The sequence below is a fragment of the Streptomyces sp. NPDC029526 genome (assembly GCF_040637405.1).
Taxonomy (GTDB): Bacteria; Actinomycetota; Actinomycetes; order Streptomycetales; family Streptomycetaceae; genus Streptomyces.
Window position 1 is genome coordinate 88,917 of record NZ_JBEZWE010000010.1, and the last position, 25,065, is coordinate 113,981.

General features: G+C 76.7%; 21 protein-coding genes. 7 read left to right on the top strand and 14 right to left on the bottom strand.

Annotated features, from left to right (window positions below):
- Nucleotides 1-82: 82 nt before the first annotated feature.
- The 7 genes from AB0F01_RS21305 to AB0F01_RS21335 all read right to left on the bottom strand — a co-directional run bounded on the left by AB0F01_RS21305 (nucleotide 83) and on the right by AB0F01_RS21335 (nucleotide 9,513).
- Entirely contained in the window at nucleotides 83-433 is a 351-nt protein-coding gene (locus AB0F01_RS21305) for a metalloregulator ArsR/SmtB family transcription factor (RefSeq protein WP_362097906.1), read from the bottom strand.
- 145 nt (nucleotides 434-578) lie between these two features.
- Nucleotides 579-1,013: an ATP-binding protein gene (locus tag AB0F01_RS21310; RefSeq protein WP_362097909.1), complete on the bottom strand. Its 435-nt coding sequence runs from the start codon at nucleotides 1,011-1,013 to the stop codon at nucleotides 579-581.
- Nucleotides 1,010-2,779, bottom strand: a complete 1,770-nt coding sequence (locus AB0F01_RS21315) for a SulP family inorganic anion transporter (protein ID WP_362098203.1) — start codon at nucleotides 2,777-2,779, stop codon at nucleotides 1,010-1,012. The genes AB0F01_RS21310 and AB0F01_RS21315 overlap by 4 nt, the downstream gene beginning before the upstream one ends.
- A 404-nt stretch (nucleotides 2,780-3,183) precedes the next feature.
- Nucleotides 3,184-3,783, bottom strand: a complete 600-nt coding sequence (locus AB0F01_RS21320; RefSeq protein WP_362097912.1) for a hypothetical protein — start codon at nucleotides 3,781-3,783, stop codon at nucleotides 3,184-3,186.
- Nucleotides 3,784-4,230: 447 nt separating this feature from the next.
- Nucleotides 4,231-8,583 carry a cation-translocating P-type ATPase gene (locus tag AB0F01_RS21325; protein ID WP_362097915.1) on the bottom strand — a complete coding sequence of 1,451 codons (4,353 nt, stop codon included), beginning with the start codon at nucleotides 8,581-8,583 and terminating at the stop codon, nucleotides 4,231-4,233.
- Between the two features lie 24 nt (nucleotides 8,584-8,607).
- Nucleotides 8,608-9,186, bottom strand: coding sequence for a hypothetical protein (locus AB0F01_RS21330; protein WP_362097918.1), 579 nt, complete (start codon nucleotides 9,184-9,186; stop codon nucleotides 8,608-8,610).
- A gap of 120 nt (nucleotides 9,187-9,306) precedes the next feature.
- Nucleotides 9,307-9,513, bottom strand: a complete 207-nt coding sequence (locus AB0F01_RS21335; protein WP_362097921.1) for a hypothetical protein — start codon at nucleotides 9,511-9,513, stop codon at nucleotides 9,307-9,309.
- 429 nt (nucleotides 9,514-9,942) lie between these two features.
- On the opposite strand from AB0F01_RS21335, the gene AB0F01_RS21340 reads away from it, so the two are divergent.
- The 5 genes from AB0F01_RS21340 (at nucleotide 9,943) to AB0F01_RS21360 (ending at nucleotide 15,309) form a co-directional block, all read left to right on the top strand.
- The gene (locus tag AB0F01_RS21340) at nucleotides 9,943-10,635 is read left to right on the top strand and encodes a nucleotidyltransferase family protein (RefSeq protein WP_362097924.1); all 693 of its coding nucleotides are present in this window, start codon (nucleotides 9,943-9,945) and stop codon (nucleotides 10,633-10,635) included.
- Nucleotides 10,636-10,706: 71 nt separating this feature from the next.
- The gene (locus AB0F01_RS21345; protein WP_362097926.1) at nucleotides 10,707-10,994 is read left to right on the top strand and encodes a BON domain-containing protein; all 288 of its coding nucleotides are present in this window, start codon (nucleotides 10,707-10,709) and stop codon (nucleotides 10,992-10,994) included.
- Nucleotides 10,991-11,755, top strand: coding sequence for a metallophosphoesterase (locus AB0F01_RS21350; protein WP_362097929.1), 765 nt, complete (start codon nucleotides 10,991-10,993; stop codon nucleotides 11,753-11,755). The genes AB0F01_RS21345 and AB0F01_RS21350 overlap by 4 nt, the downstream gene beginning before the upstream one ends.
- 308 nt (nucleotides 11,756-12,063) lie before the next feature.
- A complete protein-coding gene (locus AB0F01_RS21355) occupies nucleotides 12,064-13,719 on the top strand; it encodes an alkaline phosphatase D family protein (protein WP_362097932.1) in 1,656 nt (551 codons plus the stop codon).
- Nucleotides 13,720-13,935: 216 nt separating this feature from the next.
- Nucleotides 13,936-15,309, top strand: a complete 1,374-nt coding sequence (locus AB0F01_RS21360; RefSeq protein WP_362097935.1) for an alpha-lytic protease prodomain-containing protein — start codon at nucleotides 13,936-13,938, stop codon at nucleotides 15,307-15,309.
- A 150-nt stretch (nucleotides 15,310-15,459) separates the two neighbouring features.
- On the opposite strand, the gene AB0F01_RS21365 is transcribed toward AB0F01_RS21360, so the two are convergent.
- From AB0F01_RS21365 to AB0F01_RS21390, 6 genes are all read right to left on the bottom strand, one after another.
- A complete protein-coding gene (locus tag AB0F01_RS21365; protein WP_362097938.1) occupies nucleotides 15,460-16,602 on the bottom strand; it encodes a serine hydrolase domain-containing protein in 1,143 nt (380 codons plus the stop codon).
- Entirely contained in the window at nucleotides 16,599-17,516 is a 918-nt protein-coding gene (locus AB0F01_RS21370) for a hypothetical protein (protein ID WP_362097940.1), read from the bottom strand. The genes AB0F01_RS21365 and AB0F01_RS21370 overlap by 4 nt, the downstream gene beginning before the upstream one ends.
- Nucleotides 17,513-18,598, bottom strand: coding sequence for a hypothetical protein (locus AB0F01_RS21375; protein WP_362097943.1), 1,086 nt, complete (start codon nucleotides 18,596-18,598; stop codon nucleotides 17,513-17,515). The genes AB0F01_RS21370 and AB0F01_RS21375 overlap by 4 nt, the downstream gene beginning before the upstream one ends.
- On the bottom strand, nucleotides 18,595-19,290 hold the full coding sequence (locus AB0F01_RS21380; protein ID WP_362098206.1) for a hypothetical protein: 696 nt from the start codon (nucleotides 19,288-19,290) through the stop codon (nucleotides 18,595-18,597). Before AB0F01_RS21380 ends, AB0F01_RS21375 begins: the two co-directional genes overlap by 4 nt.
- A gap of 22 nt (nucleotides 19,291-19,312) precedes the next feature.
- The gene (locus AB0F01_RS21385; RefSeq protein WP_362097946.1) at nucleotides 19,313-19,501 is read right to left on the bottom strand and encodes a hypothetical protein; all 189 of its coding nucleotides are present in this window, start codon (nucleotides 19,499-19,501) and stop codon (nucleotides 19,313-19,315) included.
- A gap of 882 nt (nucleotides 19,502-20,383) precedes the next feature.
- Nucleotides 20,384-21,634 carry a cytochrome P450 gene (locus tag AB0F01_RS21390; RefSeq protein ID WP_362097949.1) on the bottom strand — a complete coding sequence of 417 codons (1,251 nt, stop codon included), beginning with the start codon at nucleotides 21,632-21,634 and terminating at the stop codon, nucleotides 20,384-20,386.
- A gap of 179 nt (nucleotides 21,635-21,813) precedes the next feature.
- Here AB0F01_RS21390 and AB0F01_RS21395 point away from each other — a divergent pair, with 179 nt between their 5' ends.
- Together AB0F01_RS21395 and AB0F01_RS21400 are read left to right on the top strand one after the other, a co-directional pair.
- Nucleotides 21,814-22,350, top strand: coding sequence for a hypothetical protein (locus AB0F01_RS21395; protein WP_362097952.1), 537 nt, complete (start codon nucleotides 21,814-21,816; stop codon nucleotides 22,348-22,350).
- A gap of 289 nt (nucleotides 22,351-22,639) precedes the next feature.
- The gene (locus AB0F01_RS21400) at nucleotides 22,640-23,602 is read left to right on the top strand and encodes a UDP-glucuronic acid decarboxylase family protein (protein WP_362097955.1); all 963 of its coding nucleotides are present in this window, start codon (nucleotides 22,640-22,642) and stop codon (nucleotides 23,600-23,602) included.
- Nucleotides 23,603-23,652: 50 nt separating this feature from the next.
- Here the strand turns inward: AB0F01_RS21400 and AB0F01_RS21405 are convergent, their stop codons facing one another.
- A complete protein-coding gene (locus AB0F01_RS21405; protein ID WP_362097958.1) occupies nucleotides 23,653-25,038 on the bottom strand; it encodes an MFS transporter in 1,386 nt (461 codons plus the stop codon).
- Nucleotides 25,039-25,065 lie beyond the last annotated feature (27 nt).

Consider the following 25,065-nt stretch of genomic DNA (forward strand, 5'->3'; position numbering starts at 1 on the left):
GGGCACCGCGGCCCGGCGCGCGCTCGGGTGTCCGGTGCGGCGGTCGGAGCGCGCCCGCGCCACGGGGCCGCCTCGCGCCGCCCTACGGCAGCCGGCCCGGCTCGTCGTGCGAGGCGCGCAGGTCGGCGAGCAGTTCGGCCTGGCCGGCCAGCACGCCGGAGAGGATGGTCCGGGCCACCCGCAGCAGTTCGGCGATGTGCGGGCTGGTCAGCGAGTAGTACACGGTCGAGCCCTCCTTGCGGGCGACGACCAGGTTCGCCCGCCGCAGCACCGCCAGCTGCTGGGAGAGGTGGGCGGGCTCGATGCGCACCTCGGGGAGCATCTCGGCGACCGCGTGCTCGCGCTCGCTGAGCAGTTCCAGCACCCGGATACGGGCGGGATGGCCGAGCGTCTTGAAGAACTCTGCCTTCAGCTGGTACAGCGGCGTGGTCATCGTGCCGTTCCCTTCCCGGCGGCACGGCCCCGACGGCCGGCTCCGAGCCCCTCGCCCCATCCGTCCGCCGGCTCCCGGCCCCGACGGTTCCCGACATTAGCAATGGCCCGCGTGCGCGCCGTCACGCGGCCCGGCCACCCGCCCCTCACAGCGGGAGGGTGATCCAGATGCTCTTGCCCCGGCCGTCGGGGTCGCCCCGGACCACGGCGGTGCCGCCGAGGCCGTGGGTGAGCTCGGTGACCGTGGCGAGGCCGCCGGTGCTCCGGTCGCCGGGCGCGGGGGCGAGCAGGCTCGGCCGGTGGGGGTGGCGGTCGTGCACGGCGAGGACGAGGCAGTCCGGGCCCGCCGCGTAGACGACCGTGATCTGCGGGGAGACGGGGGCGGCGTGCCGGACGCTGTTGGTGACCAGCTCGCCGAGGATGAGCAGGGCGGGGTCGACCGCCGGGTGGCTCCGGGCGATGCCCCATTCCGCCAGGGCCGCCTCGGCGGTCTCGCGGGCGACGCGGACGGCGGCCGGCCGGGTCGGAAGGGTCAGTACGTGCCGGTGCGCGAGTGCGGCCGGCGGCAGGGTCGTCGTCATGATGTCTCCCGGACGGCCGCGGACGGCGCGGCGGAGGTGGACGCGGCCGGGCCGGGCGGCCCGGGGGCGGGGGCGGGGTCGTCCGCGGCGCGGGCCGACGGGAGGACACCGGTCAGGTGGAGGCGGTCGCGGGCCGCGCGGATGGCCTCGGGGGTGGTGGCGTACTCCCCGTCCTCGTGCCGGAGCAGGTCCAGGACGCCGACGGAGTCGAGGACCCGGCGGTGCTCGGGGCGGATGCCGGAGACCATGACGACGATGCCGCGGCGTGCCAGTTTCTCCATCACGTCCTTCAGCACCAGGGCGCCGGTGGCGTCGACGACGCTGACGTGGGACATGCGCAGGATGACCACCCGCACGTCGGCCAGTTCGGTCAGTTCCAGCAGGAAGCGGTGGGCGGCGGCGAAGAACAGGGGGCCGTCGACGCGGTAGGCCACGATGTGCTCGGAGAGCAGTTCGTGCTCCGCGTCGGTGTGGTCGCCCTGCCGGTCGAGGGGCAGCGGGGCGAGCCGTGCCTGGCGGGCGACCGCGCTGAGGGCCAGGACGCCGGCGACGGCCAGCCCGATGATGACCGCGAGGACGAGGTCGAGCACCAGGGTCGCCACCGCGGTCAGGACCAGGATCAGGGCGTCGGAGCGGGTGGCCCGGGCCATCGCGCGCAGCGAGCCGACCTCGACCATGCGGACGGCGGTGGCCAGCAGCACGCCCGCCAGGGCGGCGAGCGGGATGCGGGACACCAGCGGGGCGGCCGCGAAGACGATCACGGCGAGGACGGCGGCGTGCGCCAGGGACGCCAGCCGGGAGGTGGCGCCGGTGCGGACGTTGACGGCGGTGCGGGCGATCGCGCCGGTCGCGGGGACGCCGCCGAACAGCGGGGAGGCGATGTTGGCGATGCCCTGCCCGAACAGTTCGCGGTCCGGGTCGTGGCGCTGGCCGACGGTCATGCCGTCGGCGACGGACGCGGACAGCAGTGACTCCAGGGCGGCGAGCGCGGCCACGGCCACGGCGGGGGCGACGAGGCTGCCGAGGGCGGCGGTGTCGACGAAGCCGAAGGAGGGGGCGGGCAGCCCGGAGGGCAGGTCGCCGATGGGCCGTACGCCGAGCCCGGCGGCCTCGGACAGCAGGGTGGCCCCGATCACCGCGAGGATGGAGAAGGGCACGGTCGGCTTCCAGCGGGCGCCGAGCAGCATGACCGCCGCCACGGCGACGGCCAGGGCGGGCGCGGTCCAGTCCGGGTGAGCGGCGAAGTCCCGGGCGGCGCTCAGGGCCACCCCCAGCACGCGTTCGCCGTCCGGCTGGTCGACGCCGAGGGCGTTGGGGATCTGCTGGAGACCGATCACGCAGGCGATGCCGAGGGTGAAGCCCTCGACCACGGGGGCGGGCACGTAGCGCATGCTGCCGCCGGCCCGCAGCAGCGCGAGGGCGACCAGCATCAGCCCCGCCATCAGGCCGACGGTCAGGACCCCGGAGGGCCCGTGGTCGGCGACGATGGGCACCAGGACCACCGTCATGGCCCCGGTGGGGCCGGAGACCTGGAGGTTGGAGCCGCCGAACACGGCGGCGAGGGCCCCGGCGACGACGGCGGTGGCCAGCCCCGCCTCGGCGCCGAGTCCGGAGGACACGCCGAAGCCGAGGGCGAGCGGCAGCGCGACGACGGCGACGGTCAGGCCGGCGAGCAGGTCACGGCGCGGACGGCGCCGCATCTGCTCCAGGTCGCCGCGGCCGGGCAGCAGTGCGGTGATCCGGGTCAGGACTCCGGCCCGCGCCATGGGTACGGACACGATTCCCCGTTCTCCCGGTGGCTTGCGGTTCCCGTGACCGGCCGGGGCCGCGTGCGGCGGCGAGCGGGCCGGGCGGGGCACCGAGGCCCCACGGGACTACGACTTACAGCATGTATGCAATTGCTAAATTTTGCAACTGCGCAGGTCAGGGCATCGCGACCGTCACCTGGGATGACCCGGGGACCCCGTCCGCCCGTCCCGCGGCGACTGTCGGAGCAGGCGCACCAGGCGCCGCGAACGGGCAGCCGGCGACCGTCGGAGCAGGCAGGCACCGCGGGTGCCGAGAACGGGCATCAAGCACCGAGGAGCACCGGGCACCCGGGGTGTCCCGAACGTACGGCTCGGTCCCGGCACGGTTCCGGCCGCGTGCGTCAGCCCGGCATCCGCCCGCGTCAGCCCAGCATCCGCTTGCGCCAGGCCGGCTCGACCAGCCGCCAGGCGGACTCCCACTCCGCCGTCCGTCGCCGCAGCAGCCGGGTCCGCAGCACCCATCCGGCGATCAGGGCCAGTCCCCCGGCGGTGACCCCGACCGTGGCACCGGCCATCACGGTCTGGAAGCGGGCCTCGGCGCCGCCGGGCGGCTCGGAGACGAGCCGGCCTTCCCGGTCGGTCCACACCGTGACCTCGGTCCCGGCCTTCGCGTCGGCGTCGGCCCTCGCCATGCCGGTGCGCGCGGTGCCGTCGGGAGCGGTCCAGCGCACCTTCGTCCACACCCGGGTGTCGCCCTCCTCCGGCGCCGGCGCGGGCAGCGCACGGGCCGCGTCCTCCGTCAGCACGGCGCCGACCGCGTGGCTGTGCGCCCGGCGCTCGGCGAGCGAGGCGTCCACCGCTCCGGCGGCGGCCAGGGCCCCGGCGCACGCGAGAACGAGCCCGCACACCAGCGTGGCGAGCAGCAGCCACGCCTCGACCACGTCGCTGCGGCGCCGCAGCGGGTTCCGCCGCCAACGCCAGAACCACACCCTGCGGGGGCACGCACCCTGCGTCCTCGCCATGGGTCGTCACCTCCTCGCGCGGTCCCGCACACCGCACCGCGCCGGGCCGCCGTCCGCCGGAGGGGCGGCGGACGCATCCGGCGGCACGGTGTCACCCTTCCAGGGTGGGCCACCGGGCCGCCGGACGCATGGGCCGAAGGGCCCCGGCCCGCTCCCCCGCCGGTCACCGCATATCGCGCCCGCGCGGAATGCGGCCGGGCGGGCAGCCCGGCGAGCACCAGGGGTCGGGTCACCAGGGGGCCGCGCGCCACCGCCGCAGCCACCGACATCCCCACCGGCACAGCACCCGGCCCACGCCACAACGCCCCCGACGGGACGCGAACAGCCGACACACCGGCCCGGGCAACGCCCGTCGAACCCACCACCAGGCACGCGACACCGCCGCGGCGCCCGAACCCGTACGGCATCAGCCCGGACGTTCGGCGGTCCGGGCATCGGCACCGCCCGTCAGGCCGCCACGGGCCGCGCGACGCCGCTGTGCAGCAGGTGACGGAGCTGCTGGAGGAACTCGCCGAGCCGAGGGGCACCGCGGGACGCGCTCTCGTAGAGGCTGCGCACCGGGCGCAGCCGCTCGAGGCGCGGGGCGAGGGCCGACAGTGCGATGGCGAGGGCCACGCCCGCCCAGGCCACCGGGCCCAGCGGGGTGCAGCCGAAGAAGTGGCTGACGCCGGGCGTCATGACCAGCGCGGCCAGCACCGCGGCGGACCCCAGCGCGGTGAACCACACCAGGCGGCTGTGGCGGCGGCCGGAGAGGGTCTGCACGAGCTGGGCGCCGACGACCCCGCACAGCGCCATGGTGGTCGCCCGGCGCTCGGTGCCCGGGGTGAGGCGGCCGATGATGTACGCGGTGACCGCGCCCAGGCAGGTGGTCACGCCCCGACGCCGGATGGCGCGCAGCAGGGGCGCGCCGAGCACGTCCAGGCCCATCGGGCCGCTCTCGGCGTGCGCGGCCGTGGACGGGTCGTCGCTCGGGGTCACGGCGACGGCCATGGCGGGGAACATGTCGGTGAGCAGGTTGACCAGCAGCAGCTGACGGGTCGACAGCGGCGAGGCTCCGGCGAGGAGGGTGCCGAGCACGCTGAACCCGACCTCGCCGGCGTTGCCGCCGATGAGGATGCTCACCGCGTCCGCGACGCTGCGCCACAGCGCGCGTCCCTCGGCGACCGCGTCGACCAGCGGGGACAGATCGCCGTTGGTGACGACGAGGTCGGCGGCGTTCCGGGCGGCCGCGGAGCCGCGGGCCTCGATGCCGACGCCCACGTCCGCTGCGCGGATGGCGGCCGCGTCGTTGGCGCCGTCGCCGGCCATCGCCACGACCCGGCCGGCCTGTTGCAGGGCCTCGACGACGTGCAGCTTCTGCTCGGGGGCGACCCGGGCGACGACCGCGGCGCCTTGGAGGGCCCGGACCCGGTCGCGCCGCCCCATGGCGACCAGTTCGTCCCCGGTGACGACGCCGGTGTGCTCCGGCCAGCCCAGCTGCAGTGCGATGGCGCGCGCCGTCTCGGGGTGGTCGCCGGTCAGCATCACGGGGGCGATGCCGAGTCGGCGCAGCTCCGCGAGCAGCGCCTCGGAGGTGTCGCGCGGGACGTCCGCCAGGGCGACGAGCCCGGCGAACTCCAGGTCGGCCAGGCCGGCGTCGAGTTCGGCGGCGGGGTCGTCGCCGCGGCAGGGCCGCCGGGCGACGGCGAGCACCCGCAGTCCCTGCCCGGCGAGGGCGTGGGCCGTCTCGGTGGCGGCGTCGGGCAGGTCCCGGCAGGCGGGGAGGACGGTCTCCGGGGCGCCCTTGACGACGAGGACCTGCCCGGTGCCGGCCGCGTCGCCGTTCCGGCCGACGGCCGCCGCGTAGCCGCGACTGGCCTCGAAGGGCAGCTCCCCGGTGGGGGTCCAGTCCGGGTCGGAAGGGGCGGCGTCGAGGACTGCCTCGTCGGTGGCGTGCGCGATGCGGCGCCCCTCCCCCGTCTGCTCCTGCGGGCAGGCGCGGGCGGCCAGCCGGACGACCGGGAGGGCGTCCTCGGCGTCCGGCGCGTGGACCGTGCCGTCGGCGGTGGCCGCACGGACCAGCCTGAGCCGGTTCTCGGTGAGGGTGCCGGTCTTGTCGAAGCAGACGGTGTCGACGCGGCCCAGCGCCTCCAGGGTGCGCGGGGTGCGGACCAGGACGCCGCGCCGGGACAGCCGCCGGGCGGCGGCCATCTGCGCGACCGTGGCGACGAGCGGCAGCCCTTCCGGGACGGCGGCGACGGCGACCGCGACGCCGCCGCTGACGGCGCGCCGCACCGGGCTGCCGCGCAGCAGGGACAGCGCCGTCACCAGCGCGCCGCCGGTGAGGGTGACCGGCAGGGCCTTGCGGGTGAGTTCCTGCAGCCGTGCCTGCACGCCGGCGGGCGGCGGGGTGCGCGCGGCCAGGGCGACGGCGCGGCCGGCCTCGGTGCGGTCGCCGGTGTCGACGACGAGGGCGGTGGCGCGTCCGGCCACCACGGTGGTGCCCTCGAAGACCATGCAGGTCCGCCGGGCCACGGGGGCGCCGGGGGTCGGCGCGACGTTCTTGGTGACGGGCAGCGACTCGCCGGTGAGCGACGACTCGTCGACCTCCAGTCCCTCCTCCTCGAGCAGGCGCGCGTCGGCGGGCACCACGTCGCCCGCGACGAGGTCGATGCGGTCGCCGGGGCGCAGCCGGGCGGCGTCGACGGTGACCGTGCGCCGGCGGGCGTCACGGCGGCGGGCCTTGGGCTGCTGCCGGGACGCGAGCCGGGCCAGCGCCTGTTCGGCGCGCATCCGCTGGAGGCCGCCGGCCACGGCGTTGAGGTCCATGGCGCCGACCACGAGCAGCGCGTCGACAAGGGAGCCCAGCAGGGCGGAGGCGACCGCGCCGGTGGCGAGGACGGGGGTGAGCGGGTCGTCGAGTTCCCGGCGGACGGCGCCGGCCGCCTGCCAGGTCCAGCGGGCGGGGGTGGCCACGGGGTGCCGGGCGAGCCGGACCGCCTGCCGGCGGGTGCGGTCGGCGAGCAGGGCGGCACCACGGGGTTCGGTCGCGGTGTCGTCGCGGCGCAGCCGGTCGCGGGCCTCGTGGGGTTCGAGCGCGTGCCAGGGGATGTGGAGCCGGGGCTCGGGCGGGGTGGCGCGGGCCACCCGGACGGCTTCGAGCACCCCGGCGCACAGGGCGTTCACGGCGGCGATGTTGACGGGGGCGTGCCGGGTGAGCAGCCGCCAGGCGCGGCCGGCGGGGGTGCCGCCGCGGGCCACCATCAGCCCGGACAGGGCGGCTCCGGCCCGGGCGAGGGCCTGCGAGCGCCGGCCGACCCGGCGGGCGGCGGGGATCGCGATGAGCAGCCGCACCACCCCGGTCAGCCCGGGGACGAGCGCGTCGGCGCCCCAGGCGACGGACGCTCCGGCGTCGGTGAGGGCGAGGGCCACGTCCGCGGCCGGCAGCCCGTCGGCCACGTCGTCGTCGCCGTGCGCGGACAGCCGGGCGACGGCGACGACGGTGCGCCCGTCGTTCTGGAGGGCCCGCACGACGTCCCCGAACGGCATGTCGTCGGGGGCGGCCTCGTCGGCCAGGCGGGTGATCTCCTTCAGGCCGGGGCCGCCCGTGACGACGACGTGCAGTCCGGCGCGCCGGGCAGCGTCCAGGACGGCCTCGGCGAACGGGTCGACCGGGTCCTCGGTGGTCTCGTGTCGCTCGTGGCCGCCGTCGAGGGAGCCGGCGGCGTCCGGCCGTCCGCGCAGGACGTCGGCGTGCAGGACGAGGGAGTCGGCGATCTCCAGCTGTCGCAGCCGTTCGGGGTTGCGCACCAGGATGCCGTCCCGGGCGAGGAAGGTGCCGAGGGTGGCGCTGAAGGCGCCGGGGCCGTAGCGGGCGGCCTTCGGGGACCCGGCGAGGACGGCCTCGGCGGCCTCCCGGGTGTCGTGGGTGACGAGCAGGGCGGCGGCGGCTCCGGCGACGCTGCCGGTCCCGGCGTGGGCCGCGTACTCCTGGGCGGGGGTGACCCTGAGCGGCGGGCGGACGCCGGCGCGGGCGGGCAGGCCGGGCCGGTCCTCCCGGCAGTAGTCGTCGTGCAGGGCCTCGAAGGCGGCGGCCCTGGCCGTCGCCTCGGTGAGCTGTCCGGCGCGCAGCAGTCCGTCGAGGACGAGCGACACCGGCGACTGCCCGGCGCCGTGCGCGGCCGCGTTGGCGGCGGCGAGGAGGAGTTCCGTGCCGCCGGAGCCGAACCGGCGGCGCAGCACCGCCCGGAACCGGGGGTTCTCGCGCAGCAGCGTCACCGTGGCGGTGACCGTCCTCGGCGTGCGGGGCAGGCGCAGGGACCGGCCGGCGAGGGCCCCGGCGGCGCCGGCCGCGTTCAGCAGCAGCGCGGCGGCGGCGACCCGGACGTCACGGGGGTCGCCGGGGTGGGGGGCGGTGTCCTCCGGTTCGGGGCCGGTGCCCTCGCCCGGGCCGAAGCGTTGTGCGAGGGCGGTGGCCCGTTCGGCCACGCGGTCGGCGGCCGCCTCCTCCACGGCGGTCACGACCAGCCGGGACAGGCCCTCGTCCCAGTGGGCGGTCAGGACGTCCGGGTGGGCGAGGAGTTCGGCGGCGACCTTGCGGGCGAGGGGGACGACGTCGGCCCCGACCGTGTGCAGGGCCAGGTGGAGGCGGTGGCCCGCGCGCCAGTGCCGTCCGCCGGCCAGGGCGTTGCGGGCGACGTGGCCGATGCGGCGGGTGGTGGTGTGGACGGACGTCGCGCCCTGGGCGGTGGTGCGTGCCGCGCCCGCCGCGGCACCGGCCACGGCCCCGGCGAGGGGGGCGACGTCGATTCGTGTGAGCATCTGCGGTGATCCCCGTCCGTTCCCTCAGGCGTCGTGCCGGCCGTTGCCGCCGGCGGTGTCGTCGGCCCGCTGCCGGGTGGGGTGCGGCTCGTGGTGCGCGGTGGCCTCCGCGACCTGCTTGAGCGCGGACGCCGTCGCGGTGTCGCCCACCTTCGCGGGTTGTTCGTGCGCCGTGTGTTCCGGCGGTGCGGGGCGGTGGCGGGCGGACTCCAGGCGGTCGCCGGGGCCGTCCGCGTCCGGGCCGGCGGAGGGGTCGGTCGCGGGTCCCGTTTCCGTGCTCTCCGCGTTGTCGGTGGTCTCCGCGTCCGCCGGCGGGTGAGGGGCCGGGGCGCCGTCGGGGTGAGCGGGGCGGGGCCGGGTGAGCCAGGCGACGGCGGCGCCGGTGACGGCCACCGGCCATTCCACGATCCCGGCCACGCCGAGCACGCCGGCCCCCGTGTAGACGGCGACGCGGCGACCGCGCGGCGACACCGCGCCGATCGCGTCGAGCGCGCCGCCGGCCACCTTGCCGGCCTGTCCGGCACCGGGCAGGTGCCGCAGGCCCGAGACGACGGCCCGCAGTGGCTGCGGAAGACCGCGCGATGCGGATGTGTCCTGGTCCATGTCGACCTCCAGAGCGCCTGTCACTCGGGCCTGAGTCGGTTTCCCAGCCTCGGACCCCATATTCGGCCCGGTTCGGCCCGCGCGCGCTCCGTGGGCCCCGGGGATGTCCGGCGGCGGCCGTCAGACCACCGTCTCCCCGTCGTGGACGCCACCGGAGCAGCGCATGGTGAAGGTCTGCCCGCCGGGTCCCTGGGCCGAGACGACGATCATGCCGCCGCCCGCGATGCACTCCCGCGCGCTGACGTCGGCGGGGGCGGCCACGGCGGCGGGGGTGCAGAGCAGGGTGAGGGTGACGGCGGTGAGGGCGGCGGACGGCAACCGGTGCATGGGGGCTCCTGCGGGGTGCGGGGCCGGACTCCCGGCCTTCGGACGCGCCCAGCGTCACCGGGCCGGAGGTGGTCCGCCACCGGGGGACGCTGCCGGGGGCCCGCCGGGCGGGGCACCCGGGCGGACGCACGGGGCGCTGCCGGGAGCCCGCCGGGCGGGGCACTCGCTGCGGAGGCCCGGCGCACCGGCGGGCGCCCACCGGGTGGGCACTCCGGATGGCCCCTTCCCGCGCGGCCGTTCCCGGGAGCGGTCCTGCGTCCGTTCTCCGGCGTCGTCCTTCGGACGGGGCCGGAAGGACGCCGTGCCGGTCCGTGTCGTGGCGGGCGCGCCGGGTACCCAGCACGGGCGGAGCGGGCCGGCCGCGGCGTGACAGGGCGCTCCCGCGGTTCGGGGTTCAGGACGATCCGGGACGAGAGGAGTGGAACGGCGATGACGGAGAACGGCGACGAGAGCCCGTTCGCGGGCCGGACGGGCATCCCCGATCTCCGCCTGGCCACGGACGTGCCCGGGCCGCCCCCGGTGGGCGTGACGCCGTCCGACGGCCCGGAGGCGGACCTGCCGCGCGACCGCAACCAGGCGATCCTGGAGGCCGCCAAGCAGGTCGGTGCGGTCCTCAAGCGGGCGGGACACCCGTTCGCCCTGGCCGGGAGCGTCGCCGTGTACGCCCACGGCGGCAACGGCAACCTCCAGCACGACGTCGACTTCTGCGTCCGGCCCGAGGAGGCCGAACGGGTGGCGGCCACGCTGCGGGAGGCCGGACTGACGGTCTACGCCCCGCCGGAGGACTGGCTGCTGAAGGCGCGGTGCTTCGGCCAGGACGTGGACATCATCTTCGAGCTGGCGCACCGGCCCGTCTCGGCGGAGATGCTGGAGCGGGCCGAGGAGCTTCCGGTGGAGTCGGTGCGGATGCCGGTCCTGGCGCCGACCGATCTGCTGTGGAGCCTGACGGCCGCCTTCTCCGAGCACCACTGCGACTTCGGCGCGGTGCTGCCCATCGCGCGCACGCTGCGGGAGAAGGTCGACTGGGACCGGGTGCGCCGCGACTGCGGTGACGAGCCCATGCCGGCCGCCTTCTTCTACCTGCTGGAGCGGCTGAACGTGATCCCGCGCCCCGAAGGGTGAGGGACCGCGCCGCGCCGTGACGACTCGGTCCGGACGCGCGGGCGTCCGGGCCCCGCGGAAAGGAGCACCCCATGAGCAGCCAAGGCGCCGCGTCCGCGAGCGGTGTGCCCCCGGCGCAGAGCCCGGAGTACCGGGTCGCCCACCTCCAGGAGCGGCTCGCCGCCGGTGCGGCGGGTCAGCTCGGGGTGCACGTCGAGGTGCGCGGCGGGACGGTGCTGGTGACCGGGACCGTCCCGTCCGCGCCGTGCCGGGAGGACGTGCTGCGCACGGTCCACGAGGAGCTGGCCGGCCTGGAGGTGCACTGCGACCTGGTGGTCGCCGAGGCGTCGTCGCCCGACCGTGCGGAGGAGCTGTCATGATCCGGATCGCCGCCGTCGGTGACATCCACCTGGGGCCGGACAGCCGGGGGCTGCTGCGGCCGGCCTTCGAGACGCTGCCCGAGTGCGCCGACGTGCTGCTGCTGGCCGGGGACCTCACCCGGCACGGGACCCCCGAGGAGGCCCGCGTGGTGGCCGACGAGATCCGGGGGCTCGGTGTCCCGGTGGTGGCGGTGCTCGGCAACCACGACCACCACGACGACCGCCCCGACGAGGTGTCGGACCTCCTGCGGGACGCCGGTGCCCGGGTCCTGGAGGGCGAGGGCACCGTGGTGGACACCGGCGGCGCACGCGTCGGGATCGCCGGGACCAAGGGGTTCGGCGGCGGCTTCCCGGGGCGCAGCGCCGGGGAGTTCGGCGAACCGGTGATGAAGGAGTTCGTCCGGCACTCGCGCGAGTGCGCCGACGGGCTGCGGACCGCGCTCGAACGCCTGGCGGCGGAGGACTGCGACGCGCGGGTCGCGCTCACCCACTACTCCCCCGTTCCCCAGACGCTGGCCGGGGAGCCGCTGGAGATCTACCCGTTCCTGGGGAGCTATCTGCTGGCCGAGGCGATCGACACGGCCGGGGCCGACCTGGCCGTGCACGGGCACGCGCACGCGGGCACCGAGCACGGGATGACGACGGGGGGCGTCAAGGTGCGCAATGTCGCCCAGCCGGTCATCGGCCGGGCCTTCCACGTGTACCACCTGCCGGTCGCGGAGCGCGTGGGCACCGGTTCCGGTGCCCGGCCCGCCGGGTAGGCCCTCCCCGCCCCGCTCCTCCGGCGCCGTCCGCACCCGCGGGCGGCGCTGTTCGTCGTGCCGGGCGGGGGCGCGTACCGCCTTGTGTGTGAACTCCCCGCACGCCGCGCACCCTTTACGCATTTTGTCTGCTTAGCATTCAGGCGCCGCCTCCCGTGATCGCTGTCGCCACACACCGGGCACGGGCGGCGGACCGCGCCGGCCGGTCCGGGCTCGCCGCCGGCCCGCGCGGGGCGACCGCCGGGGGCCCTGTCGCTCGTCGGGCCGTTCGTCGTCGACCGATCCGCCCCCGCACGAGAGGACCCCAGATGGCGCCGACCGGCCGCCGCCTCGAGCACGCCGCCTCCCCGCACGACACCGAACTGCGCACCGCCGCCCCGCGCCTGGCCCGGCGTCGCTTCCTGACCGTCACCGCGGCGGCCGCCGCCCTGGCGTTCACCACCAACCTCCCCTCCCGGGGCGCGTTCGCGGCCACGGAACTCGACGCGGCCCGCATCACCACCGACCCGTTCACGCTCGGTGTCGCCTCCGGGGACCCGCTCCCCGACTCCGTGCTCATCTGGACCCGGCTCGCCCCGGCCCCCTTCGAGGCCGACGGGGGGCTGGGGCAGCAGCGGGTGTCGGTGTCCTGGGAGGTCGCCCTCGACGCGTCCTTCGCCGTGGTCGTGCAGCGGGGCACCGCGCTCGCCTACCCGGAGTACGGCCACAGCGTGCGGGTCGACGTGCGGGGCCTGGTGCCCGGCACCCCGTACCACTACCGCTTCCGCACCGGCGCGTGGATCAGCCCGGCGGGCCGCACCCGCACCGCTCCCCCGGCCGGCAGCGCCGTGACGAGCCTGCGGCTGGCCGCCGTGGCGTGCCAGGCGTACCACGACGGCTACTACACGGCGCACCGGCACGTCGCGGAGGAGGACGTGGACCTGGTGTTCCACCTCGGCGACTACCTCTACGAGTACGCGGTCAACTCCGCGGGCGGCGCCCGCCGTTACACCGATGTGGTGCTGCCGCCGGTGTTCAACCGCGAGACGTCCTCGCTGGCCGACTACCGGATGCGGTACGCCCTGTACAAGAGCGACCCCGACCTGCGGGCCGCCCACGCGGCGCACCCGTTCGTCGTCACCTGGGACGACCACGAGACCGAGAACAACTACGCGGCCGACCGGGACGAGAACGGCAGCGCGCCCGAGCAGTTCCTGGTGCGCCGCGCCGCCGCTTACCGCGCGTACTGGGAGAACCAGCCGCTGCGGGCCGCCCAGCTCCCCCAGGGCCCCGACGCGCGGTTGTACCGCCGGCTCCACTGGGGCTCACTGGCCCAGTTCGACGTCCTCGACACCCGCCAGTACCGCTCCGACCAGGCCTACGGCGACGCGCCGCACGTCCCCGGCCCCGAGACCGACGACCCCGCGCGCACCCTGACGGGCGACGCGCAGGAGCGCTGGCTGACCGACGGGTGGGCGGCGTCGACGGCGCTGTGGAACGTGATGCCCCAGCAGGTCTGCTTCTCGCAGCGCAGGCTGGACCTCAACGCCGAGGCCAGGCTGTCCATGGACGCCTGGGACGGTTACCGCGCGAGCCGCGACCGGGTCGTCGCGGGCGCGAAGGCCGCCGGCCTCGCCAACTGGCTGGTGCTGACCGGGGACGTGCACGTCGGCTATGCCTTCGACATCAAGGACGACTTCGACGACCCCGACTCCGCCACCCTGGGCACCGAACTCACCTGCACCTCGGTGGCCAGCGGCCGGGACGGCGTGGAACGGCCGGCCAACTGGGACACCTACATGCGGGCCAACCCGCACCTCAAGCACTACGACGGACGCCGCGGATACCTCCGCGTCGAACTGGGACGGCAGAACGCCCGCGCCGACTTCCGCACCGTCGCGGCCGTGACGACCCCGGGCGCCCCGGTGACCACCACCGCCTCCTTCGTCAGCGAGGCGGGAGCGCCCGGCCTGCGGCCCGTCTGACCGTGGCGGACCGCCTCCGTACTGCACATGGCGCCCGGCGGGGTCTCCTAAGCGCGAAAAGCCGCCGCCGGTGACATCCCCTCCGGCGTCGCGGGCAAGGACTGGGGCCGTGCCGGACGCCGCGGCCGGCGCCGGGCACGACGCCCGGACGCTCGTGGACGTCACCACCGAACGAACGCTCGTGGATGCCACCACCGAACGAAGGAGATCCCCCGCATGGTCCACAGACACGCCAGGACCGCCGCACGGACGGCCCTGGCCGCCCTCGGCGCCCTCGCCCTGGCCGCGGCGCCGTCCGCGGTGGCGGCCGAACCGGCCCCCACCGCCGGGCCGGTGCCCGGCGCCGCCCAGACCCTGGGCGCCGACCGGCCCCCGGCCCACCTGTTGCAGGCCCTCGGGCGGGACCTGGACCTGACCCCGGCCCAGGCGTCGGAGCGCCTGGTCAACGAGGCGGAGGCGGGCGCCCGCGCGGGCGTGCTCCGCAACTCCCTGGGCGACCGGTTCGCCGGGGCCTGGGTGCGCGGGGCGACCTCCGCCGAGCTCACGGTCGCGACCACGGACGCCGCCGACGTCCCGGCCATCGAGGCCCAGGGGGCCGAGGCCGCGGTCGTCACCCGGACCCTGGCCGACCTCGCGGCGGCCAAGGAGAAGCTGGACACCGCCGCGGCCGGCCGGGACACCGCCGACACCCCGCTGTGGTACGTCGACGTGCCCACCAACCGCGTCGTGGTGCAGGCGCGCAGCGCGGCCGCGGGTGCCGGTTTCATCGAGGCGGCCGGGCTCTCGGGCGAGGGCGTGGCGGTCGAGGTGGCCGAGCAACGGCCGCGTCTGCTGGCCGACATCACCGGCGGCGACGCCTTCTACATCAACGACGAGGCCCGCTGCTCGGTCGGCTTCTCCGTCACCGGGGGCGAGCGGCCCGGCTTCGTCACCGCCGGGCACTGCGGCGACCCCGGCGACCCCACCACCGGCTTCGACCGCACCGCGCAGGGCACCTTCGAGGCGTCCGTCTTCCCGGGCAGGGACATGGCGTGGGTCGCCACCGACGACCCGTGGACGCCCACCGCGGGCGTGAAGGCGCAGGACGGCGAGATCGTGCAGGTCACCGGCTCGGTGCAGGCGCTGGTGGGCGCGTCGGTGTGCCGTTCCGGCTCGACCACGGGGTGGCACTGCGGCACGATCGAGCAGCACGACACGAGCGTGAGCTATGCGGAGGGCCGGGTCGACGGTCTGACCCGGACCACGGTGTGCGCCGAACCGGGCGACTCCGGCGGGCCCTACCTCGCGGGGTCCCAGGCGCAGGGCGTCACCTCGGGCGGCTCCGGCGACTGCACGAGCGGCGGCACGACGTTCTACCAGCCGGTCAACCCGATGCTCGCGGACTTCGGGCTCACGCTGACCACGGCCGCGGAGGGGGCGGCGGCGCCCCTCCCGCAGGACGGCGACACCCGGGCGTGGACGGCCGGCCGGGTCTACGAGGCGGGTGCCACGGTGACCCGCGACGGCGTCAGCTACCGGTGCCTGCAGACCCACCAGGCGCAGAGCGGGTGGGCGCCGGCGGGCACCCCGGCCCTGTGGCAGCGCGTCTGACACCTGTCCGTACGGCCCGCTTCGGCGCCGGCGGCGGCCCCCGGGCCGCGGCCGGCGCCGCCGTGTGCGGGGCGGGCGGTGCGGCGGAGCGGGCGGGCCGGCCGTACCGCTGAGGTCTGCCGCACGGCCGGGGCGGGCGAGCCCGGTCCGTCAGTCTTCCGCGAGGAGGGCGTAGGCACCCGCCACGAAGGGGTCGCGGGCACGGAAGCGGCGCGTGCAGACCGCGGCGAGGGCGGTGCCGGTGTCCGGCCGGAAGCCGAGGAACGCCTGCTGGCCCAGGGTGGCCCCGCCGTGGAAGTAGAGCGGTCCGCCGTCCGCGGGGTGGCGGAACCAGGCCGCCGTGTGGACGTGCCGGTGCCCGAGGCCCCGGCGCAGCACGGGGGTGCGCACGGCGTCGAGTGCTGCGGCCAGGTCCGGCGACCGGGACGGTTCGAGGTGGGCCTCCAGGAACGTCAGCAGATCGTGCGGGGTGGCCCGGACCGCCCCGGCCGCCTGGAAGCCCCCGGGGTCGAAGGGGGGAAGGCGCCGCCCGTCCGCCCGGTGGCCGGTGGCGTCCCGGTCGTCGGCGGCGGACCGCACGGTGGTGTCGTCCAGGCCCAGGGGGCGCAGCAGAAGGCGGTCCGTGAGGTCCGGCCAGGGGCTGCCGGTGGCGGTGGCGAGCGCGTGACCGAGCACGGCGACGCCGAAGTTGGAGTAGCGCCAGCGGGTGCCGGGCCGGTGGCGGGGACGGTGCCGCAGGAACGCGGCGACCACGCGGTCGTCGGGGAACCGGGCGTAGGGGTTGGTGTGCCAGGCGGGCAGGGCGCGGGCGAGGAAGCCGGGCGGGAGGGCGGGCAGTCCGGCGGTGTGGGTGATCAGGTGGGCGAGCGTCACGGGCGCGTCGGTCCGGGCCGGGTCGCCGCCCAGCAGGGGTGCGGCCGGTTCCCCGCCGGTCAGCCGGCCCGCCTGCACCAGCCGGGCCAGCAGGAGGCCGGTGAACGCCTTGGTGGCCGAGCCGATCTCGTAGCGCAGGCTCTCCCGGGGGCGGCCGGGGGGCGGGGCGGTGCCGCCGGAGCAGACGACGCGCCGGCCCCCGCGGGAGACGGCGAGGACGACGTCGGGCGCGTCGGCGGCGGCGACGGCCTCGGCGAGGCGGGCGCGCAGGCGTGCGTCACCGGGGTCCGGGGCCCGGCCGTTCCGCTGCGCGCGGTCGAAGGGCGTGCCGTCCGGGCGCGAGCCGTCCGGGGGCGCGGGGGGCGGCTCGTCGGGCGGCTGCGGGCGGCCCGGCCAGGGGGTGCGGACGGTGCCGGTCATGAGGCGCGGGCCAGTGCGCTCAGGGCCCGGGAGGTGGCCAGCACGGACGCGAACGCCGCGACCAGGGTGGGGTGGTAGACGATGTCGAACACCTCGTCCCGGTCGCCGAGGGGCATGTCCCGGACCGCGGGCATGGCGCCGTCCGGCTGCTGGGCGGCGGCGAACGCCGTCCACGCCGCCTCGTCGATCGTGGGGCGGGGCAGGCAGGCGTCGACCACGAGGAGTTCGCCGAGCAGGTCCCAGCGCCGCAGGTCGCACCAGTCGTCGATCCACACCGGCAGCCAGGTGGCGAGGTAGTCGGCGAGGTCGGGCGGCAGGCCGTCGGGGTTCTCCCCCCAGTCGGTCAGGTGGAACACGCAGTGGGTGATGTCGTAGGCGATGTGCCCCTCGACCGTCCAGGGTTCGGGCGTGCGGGCGAGCCAGGTGCCGCGCAGGGCCTCGGCCTCCGGGGGCCGGGGGGTGAGGCCGAAGCGGCGCTGGAAGGCGGACAGGCCCAGCCGGCGGGTCGGGGTGGTCTCGAAGGCGACCCAGCCCTCCAGCCGGTGGTTGAGGACCGCCGCGCGTTCCACCTCCGGTTGGCTGTAGCCCAGTTCGCGGAACGGCAGGTACACCTCGAACGGGATCGGGGAGATCGGCTCCTCGCGCTGGCCGCGCACCAGCATGCGGCCGCCGTCCAGGCTCTCCCGCCAGGCGTGGTCGAGGAGTTGGCGGGCGAGCCGGGTCTGGCGGGAGCCGGACACGCCCTCCCGGAACAGCACCTTGCAGATCAGGGCGAGTTCGCCGATGGGCTTGAAGCGTTCCAGGAAGCCCACTTCGGGGTCGGCGTCGGTCTCCAGCCGGAAGCCGTCGCGGTGCGCCCACAGCCATTCGAGGGCATCGGCCGAGACCTGGTGGATCAGACGGGTGTCGGTCATGCGGGCACTCCTTGTCCGCCGTGGGGTCGCACCGCGGCGGCGAGCGGGCCGACCGGCCGCGCGGCGGTCAGGACGGCCGCGAAGGCGGCCATGAGGGTGGAGTGGTAGTGGCCGGCGAAGTAGCGCTCGGCGGTCGGGGCGTCGGTGCCGTCGGCGCCGTCCGTGCCGCCCGAGCCGTCGGCGCCGTCCGTGCCGTTGGTGCCGTCGGTGCCGTCCGTGCCGCGGGGCGGGGCGGCGCCCGGGACGGCGGCAGGGGCGGGGGACGGCCCCGCCTCCTCCTCCGGCAGCGCGCCGGAGGGACGCTGGGCCGTCCGGACGCGCTGCCAGCCCTCGGTGAACAGGGGGTCCTCCGCGGGGTGCGGGACGGTCGCGGCCACGGCCAGCAGTTCGCAGGCCAGGTCCCACATCCCCGCCTCCAGGCAGGTGTCCAGCCAGGCGGGGAGCCAGTCGGCCAGGTAGGCGCCGAGGTCCGCCGGCAGGGCGCCCGCGGCACGGCCCCAATCGGTGAGGTGGAAGACCACGTGGGTGAGCGCGTACCCGGCGGAGCGCTCGAAGGCCCACGGCTCCGGCAGTCCGCCCAGCCAGGTGTGGCGTACGGCCGGCGGGTCCTCGCCGGGCCGCCGGATGCCGGCGCGCCGTTCCGCGTGCAGGACGCCGAGCCGGCGGGTGGGCTCCTGTTCGGTGAGCCGCCAGCCCCGGGTACGGCCGACGACAGCGGCGGCCGCCTCGAAGCGGGGGTGGCGCAACCCGGCGGAGGCGAAGGCCGCGTACACCTCCAGGGGGTACGTGGCGAAGGGTTCCAGGCGGTGCAGTCCGAGGAACAGCTCGCCCTCGGCGGTCTGCCGCCAGGCGAAGTCCAGCAGGCCGGCCGCCCGGGCGTGCAGGGGGTCGGCCGGGGCGGTGTGACGGGTCACCGTGGCGCACACCTGGGCCAGTTCGCCGAGCGGCTTCCAACTGCGGTCCACCCGCCCGTCGGCGGCGAGGGCGTCGTCGCCCAGCAGGAAGTGGTCGCGGTGGGCGGCCACCCACCCGAGCGCGTCCTCGGCGACCTGTCGGGCCGGTCCGTCGCCGTGCCCGGTCACACCGGCGCTCCGGCCGTCCGGGCCAGGCGGGCCGCCTGGACGTGCAGGGCCACCATGGGGTCCTGACCGCCCATCAGTTCCACGAAGTCCAGGCCGGAGGCGAGGCCGAGGGTGTCGGGAACACCGGGCAGCAGGGTGAGCCAGCGTCCCGCGCCGGCGGCCTGCCGCCAGTCCCGTCGGCGGACCGCGCGGACGAAGCCGCGGGCGACGTCGACCGGGCGGTGCGCGGCTACCCGGGCCACGGCGCAGTCCTCGCCGGGAAGCGCCAGTGGTGCCAGGACGGCGAGTTGGTGGGTGAGCAGGCGCCAGTCCGCCCCGTCGAGCCAGTCGGCGTCGGGGTGTGCGGCCGGCCCCTGGGGGACGGAGGGATCCAGCGTGCGCAGCGTGCGGACCATCGCCCAGTGGCTCCACCGGACCGTCGGAGCGGCGTCCGCGCCGGGCGGGAAGGCTTCCACCGCCTTGCGGAACACCGCGAGCCGTACCGGGTCGGGCGGGGTGTGCAACAGGATCTCCGGCAGCAGCGTGTCGGCTCCGACCACGCGCACCGCCGCGAGCGTGAGGCTCGCCGCTTCGCCGTCGGCCCCGTCGGGGGGCACGTGCGCGTGGTCCCCGCCCCGAAGGGCGGAGACCACACCGGAAGCGAGGTCCTGCACCGCGCCCTGCAAGAGGGTCGAAGTGCCTGACTGCTCCATCATTTCACTCCCGTCGATCCGGTCAGCCCTTCTTCGGCCGCGGGGTGGGCGGCGACAGAAGGAGCTGCGTCGTCCCGGAGGACAGGGCCAGCGCGGCGCACTGCCGGCTGTCGCGGTACACGCCGTCGATCTCGGCCGGGTCGAGTGCCGCCTCGATGTCGGCGCTCCGGATTCCGGTGAGTTCGTCGAGGACCTTTTCTTCGGAAGGCATAACACCATCTCCCTGAGACGTAGCGGTCACCTTCACCATTCGAATCACCCATATCGGGCGAAGCATGCCAACTTCCTCAGAAATAACTTCTGTCACATTTTGAACTTCTCGGACATCAGGCCATATTGCCCCCGCAGCCCACCCCGGGCGTCGGCGTGGACAGCAGCGACGCCCGGCCGGGTGCACCGCACCTGACCGAGCCTCACCGGCCCGGACCCTCGGCCGCCGCCCGGCCACCCGGCGCGCCTCACGGGACCGTCCGCGACCGGCGCTCCCCTCGCCCCTCGGAGGGCACCGCACGAGCGTGGGAGGGCACCGCACGGCGGCCCCCACGCCGGGCGGCCGAGAGGCCAACTGGCGGGCGACGGAACGGAGATGAGAGCGCACTACCGACCGCGGGCGGGAGGCCGGCCGTGGCGCCTGCCCGCTCAGGGCCAGGGCACCGATGGCCCGGCCGCACGCGCGGCCACCTCGTGGGCCCCTGCTCGCGCGGGGTCGCGTCCGGCGGCCCGCAACGGTGTCGCCGCGGGGCCCGGGGCGGGAGCCGGACCCGGGGCCCGGGGTGGGAGCCGGGACGGGGCGCGGGGCGGGCCAGGGGGCCGGGGCAGGCCGGGGGCCAGGGTCCGCGCCCGCTACCGGGCCCCCTGGGGGACGGCCCGACCGGGGTTCGGCCGTCCCCCAGGGCGCGCACCGTCCCGCCGAGCCCTCAGGCAGGCGGTCCGCCGTGCGCCGACGGTGGCCCCGGGCCGGTACACCGACCGCTCCCCACGACGGCCGGAGCCGCGCCGACCGCCCGACGCGGCCGAAAGCGCGCCGACCGTCCCACGGCAGCCGGGGGGACGCCGACCGCCCGACGACAGCCCGACGGCAGCCCGAAGGGCGCTACCCCTCCGACGGTGGCCGGATCCCGGTGAGGACGACGCCGCTGCGGGGGCGGGTGGGGACGCGGTGCAGCGGAATCGTCAGGTTCTGCTCGGGCACGGTGTACTCCAGGCGGGCCAGGCGCACCGTGAGCGCCTCCAGCACGCCGACGGTGACACCCTCACCGGGGCAGCGGTGCCCGGTCCGCGGGGAGCCGCCGCCCTGGGGGATCAGCGTGTCGCCCTCGGCGGGCCCGCCCAGGAACCGCTCCGGGCGGAAGGCGTACGGGTCACCCCAGAGGTCCTCGTCGTGATTCTGCCCGTACACGTCGAGCACCACCAGGCCACCGGCCGGCAGGGTCTCGCCCCGCCACTGGAGGTCGCGCACGGCCAGGCCGCCGAGGAACGGGACGAAGGGGTAGAAGCGACGCACCTCGTGGGTGAAGGCCACCGCGAACGCGGGGTCGCCCGCCCTCAGCGGCTCGCGGTGTTCCGGGCCTCGGCGCAGGGCGTGCGCGGCGAAGGCGACGAACCAGCTGACGGCGACCGTCGGGCGGAGCACGTTGAGCAGTTCGACCGCGGCGGTCTTCGCGTCGAGCCGCCCGCCGTCCGCGTCCCGGTGCCGGGCGACCAGGTCCAGCACCGAGCCGGCCGGGGCTGCGGCCCGCCCGGAGCGCACCTCGGCCACCAGGCGGGCCAGCCGTTCCTCCTGCCGGGTGCGGGCCCGGTGGGCCCGCAGGTGGCGGGGTCCGGCGGTGGCGAACCCGTCGACCATGGCGATCATGTCCCGCGCCACCGGTTCGGCCTCGGTCTCCTCCAGCGGGACGCCGGCCCAGCGGTGGACGCCGCGGGTGAGCACGGTGCTCACCTCGTCGAAGAGGGTGACGGCCGCACGTCCGCTCCAGCCGGGGAGCGCCTCGTCCCAGGCCGCGGTGACGTGGTCGACCAGTGCGGTGATCCGGTCCGGCTCCAGCAGGGGCAGGAACAGTTCCTTGCGGGCCCGGTGGGCGGTGCCGTCGAGGGTGTGCACCGCCCCGTGGCCGAACAGGGTGCCGAGAACCGGCTCGGGGATCGCCCGGTGCCGCTGCACGTTGCGCTCGTCGTAGAAGAAGCGCACGGCGTCGGGGCCGCGCAGCGCCAGGGCGGGCCGCCCCAGGAGCCGGGTGCGGACCACCGGGCCGGCGCTGTCGCGCATACGGTTGGGCAGCCAGCCGTAGCCCTCGACGAGCAGGGGCAGCGTGCGGTCGCCCAGGGGGCGGCTCAGGAGATCCATGGCCGTCGGGTGCCCCGGCCGCGCCTCGGGACACTCCGCCCGCCGGGTGACCGTCCGCCCCCACCGGTGTGGCCGACGCCACGCCGTGGAGGAGGTTTGGGTCACTCCGGAACCGTCACGTTCGGCACTACCGTGCTTAGGGAAGGCGCCCCTTACTTCCGACGTTCGGACGGCCCGCAGTGCACACAGATCTCTCCCCGGTCGTCGCGGCGACCGCCCAGTGGCTGACCCGCTCCTTCCCCGCCTGCGGCGGGGCGCTGTCCGCCGCCCTGTGCGAGGTGCAGGCCCGGCAGGCGGTGACCGTGGCGGCGCTGCTCCGCTACCCGACGGCCATGGACGCCGCGCTCGTCTCCCTGGCGGGCCCCGCCGGGTCGGCCCGGCTCGACTGGGTCACCGGCGCCGACGCCGCGGAGGCGGACGGGACCGGAGCGGCGGACGACACGGGTGCCTGGCGGACCTGGGTGGACGAGGTGGTGGCGAGCTGGGCGGCCTGTCTGCTCGGCGACCCCCGGCTGGCGGCGCGCGCGGTGGCCTCGCTCGCGGGCGACGGAAGCACCGGCGCGCCGGGCGAGTTCCGGCGGCTGCTCGCCCCCGACGACGCCGACAGCCGCGCCGCGGTCCTGCTGCGCCACCCCGACCTGCTGGCTCCCGTGCGCGCGCTGCACCAGGACGGCCTGGTCGCGCGGCTGGACCCGGACCACACGCTCACCGCCTGACGCGGACCCGCCTCGCCACTCCCCCGCCCGACGCGGACCCGCCTCTGCACCCCCCGCCCGACGCAGACGCCTCTCCACTCCCCGCCCGAAGCGGCGCGCTCCCCGCCCGCGCGCCGCGCCCCCGTGACACACCGACCCGCGCTCCGCCCGCGCCCCGCCCTCACGCCGGGTGATTCACCGGTTCGTACCAGCCCGCCGTGCCGGTGCGCGGTGGGGGGCCCACGCTGACACGGGGTCCGACACGCTGGGTACCCGGGCCCGTCCACCGACGTGCCGGAGGGCTGAGCACATGACCACCGTCATCTCGCGGGAGTGGGAACACGTCGTCGTCACCGGCGGCGCGGGCTTCGTCGGCTCCCACCTGTGCACCGCCCTGCTGGACGCGGGCGCCGCCGTGACCTGTGTCGACGACTTCTGCACCGGCCGGCCGGAGAACATCGCGCCGCTGCTGGACCGCCCGGGGTTCACCCTGGTGCAGGCCGACGTGTCCGAGGAACTGCCCGTGCGGCGCTCCCCCGATCTGGTCCTGCACTTCGCCTCCCCCGCCTCTCCCGCCGACTATCTCCGGCTTCCGCTGCACACCCTGGCCACCGGCAGCGACGGCACCCGCCACGCCCTCGAACTGGCCCGGGGCGCGGGCGCCCGCTTCGTCCTCGCCTCGACCTCCGAGGTCTACGGCGACCCGCAGCAGAACCCGCAGGACGAGCGCTACTGGGGCAACGTCAACCCGGTCGGCCCCCGCAGCGTGTACGACGAGGCCAAGCGGTTCGGTGAGGCGCTGACCACCGCGTACGCCGACGCGCACGGCGTCGACACATGCATCGTGCGGCTGTTCAACACCTACGGCCCGCGGATGCGGGGCCACGACGGGCGCGCCGTGCCCACGTTCGTGCGGCAGGCGCTGGACGGGGAGCCGCTCACCGTGACCGGTGACGGCGGACAGACCCGCTCCCTGAGCTACGTCGACGACACGGTGGCCGGCATCCTGGCCGCGGCCGCCCACGGCATGCGCGGCCCCGTCAACATCGGCAACCCCGGTGAGATCACCATGCTGGAGCTGGCCGAACTGGTCATCGAACTCGCCGGGTCGGACTCGGAGATCCGTTTCATCGAGCGGCCGGTGGACGACCCCGCCGTGCGCTGCCCCGACATCACGCTGGCCCGCGACAAGCTCGGCTGGCAGCCGCGGGTGGCCGCCGAGGACGGGCTGCGCCGCACCATCGACTGGTTCCGCGCCGAGTCGGCGGCCTGACCCCCGGCGGCCCCGCCCCGTCGGCGGGTCGGCGGGGCCGGCCGCCGGGGTCAGGCCGCGCGGCTCAGCGCGGGACGGACGGCGAGGTCGCCCCGGTCTGCGGGCGCGGGCGCGAGCACGGGCTCGGACGTGGGCGCGGGCGCCGGTGCGGGGGTGCGCCGGCCGCGCAGCAGGTGACCGGCTCCGATGGATCCGGCGATGATCAGTCCGCCGGTGACCAGGGCACCGCGCGGCCCGGCGAGCTCCATGAGGAGACCGAGGGCGGGCGGACCGCCGAGGCCCCACACCGTGCCGATGCTGCCCCACACGCCCAGCACCCGGCCGCGCAGATGGGCGGGCGGGTCGGTCTGCAGGACGGCGGTGCCCGCGGTGTCGGAGACGGACTCGACCACCGCCATGGGCAGCACCAGGACGAGCAGCACCGCCAGCGAGGGCGACAGTCCCGCCACCACCTGCAGCAGCGCCCCGGCCGCCGCGAGGGCCCCGACCAGCCGCACGGACGGCCTGCGCAGGCGGGCGCCGAGCAGCGCCCCGATGATGCCACCGACCGCCAGGACCGTGGAGACCGTGCCGAACGCCCCGGCACCACCCGCGAGCGGGCCGGTGACCAGGACGGCCAGGGTGAGCGCGTAGTTCCGGCCGAAGACCGCGCTGACCCCGGTGACCCCGGCCAGGGCGAGGAGGCGGGGGCGGCGCGCGAAGAAGGCCAGTCCCTCGCGCACGCTCATGCCCCGCCCGCGGCCGGCCCGCCGCTCCTCCGCGACCCGCCGGGCGGCGCCCCGCACGGGACGCAGGAGGGGGATGACGGCGGTGACGAAGAGGAACGAGAACCCGTTGGCGAAGTAGGCGGCGGCCGTCCCCAGGAGGCCGACGGTGACGCCGGCCAGCGCGGCACCCGCCAGACGCCCGGCGTTGTGCACCAGCGCGCCCACGCCGATGGCCGAGGGCACGTCCTCGGCGGGCACCAGGTCGTTGCCGAGCAGGGCGCAGGCGGGTCCGTCGATGGTGGCGACGACGCCGGTGACGGCGGCCAGGGTCATCAGGGACGCCAGGTCGAGCCGGTCCAGGGCGACCAGGACCGCGGTGGTGAAGGCGATCGCGCCGAGCAGGGCCTGGCTGACGGCGGCGGTCAGCTTGCGGGGGAAGCGGTCGACCGCGGCGCCGCCGAGGAGGCTCATCAGCAGCGCGGGGGCGGCCTGCACGGACATGGACAGACCGGTCGCGGCGGCCGATCCGGTGATCTGGAGCACGAGCAGGTTCTGCACCGTGAGCTGCATCCACGTGCCGGCGTTCGACACGAAGTTGGCGAGGGACCACCAGCGCATGCTGCGGTGGCGCAGGGACCGCCACGGCGAGCGGGCCCCCTTTCCGGCGCCGGTCGGCGGACCGGGGTCCGGGGCAGGGGTGGGCCGGGCGGGTACGGGTGAGGATGACACTGTGCGCTACTCGGGGACGAGCCGGAG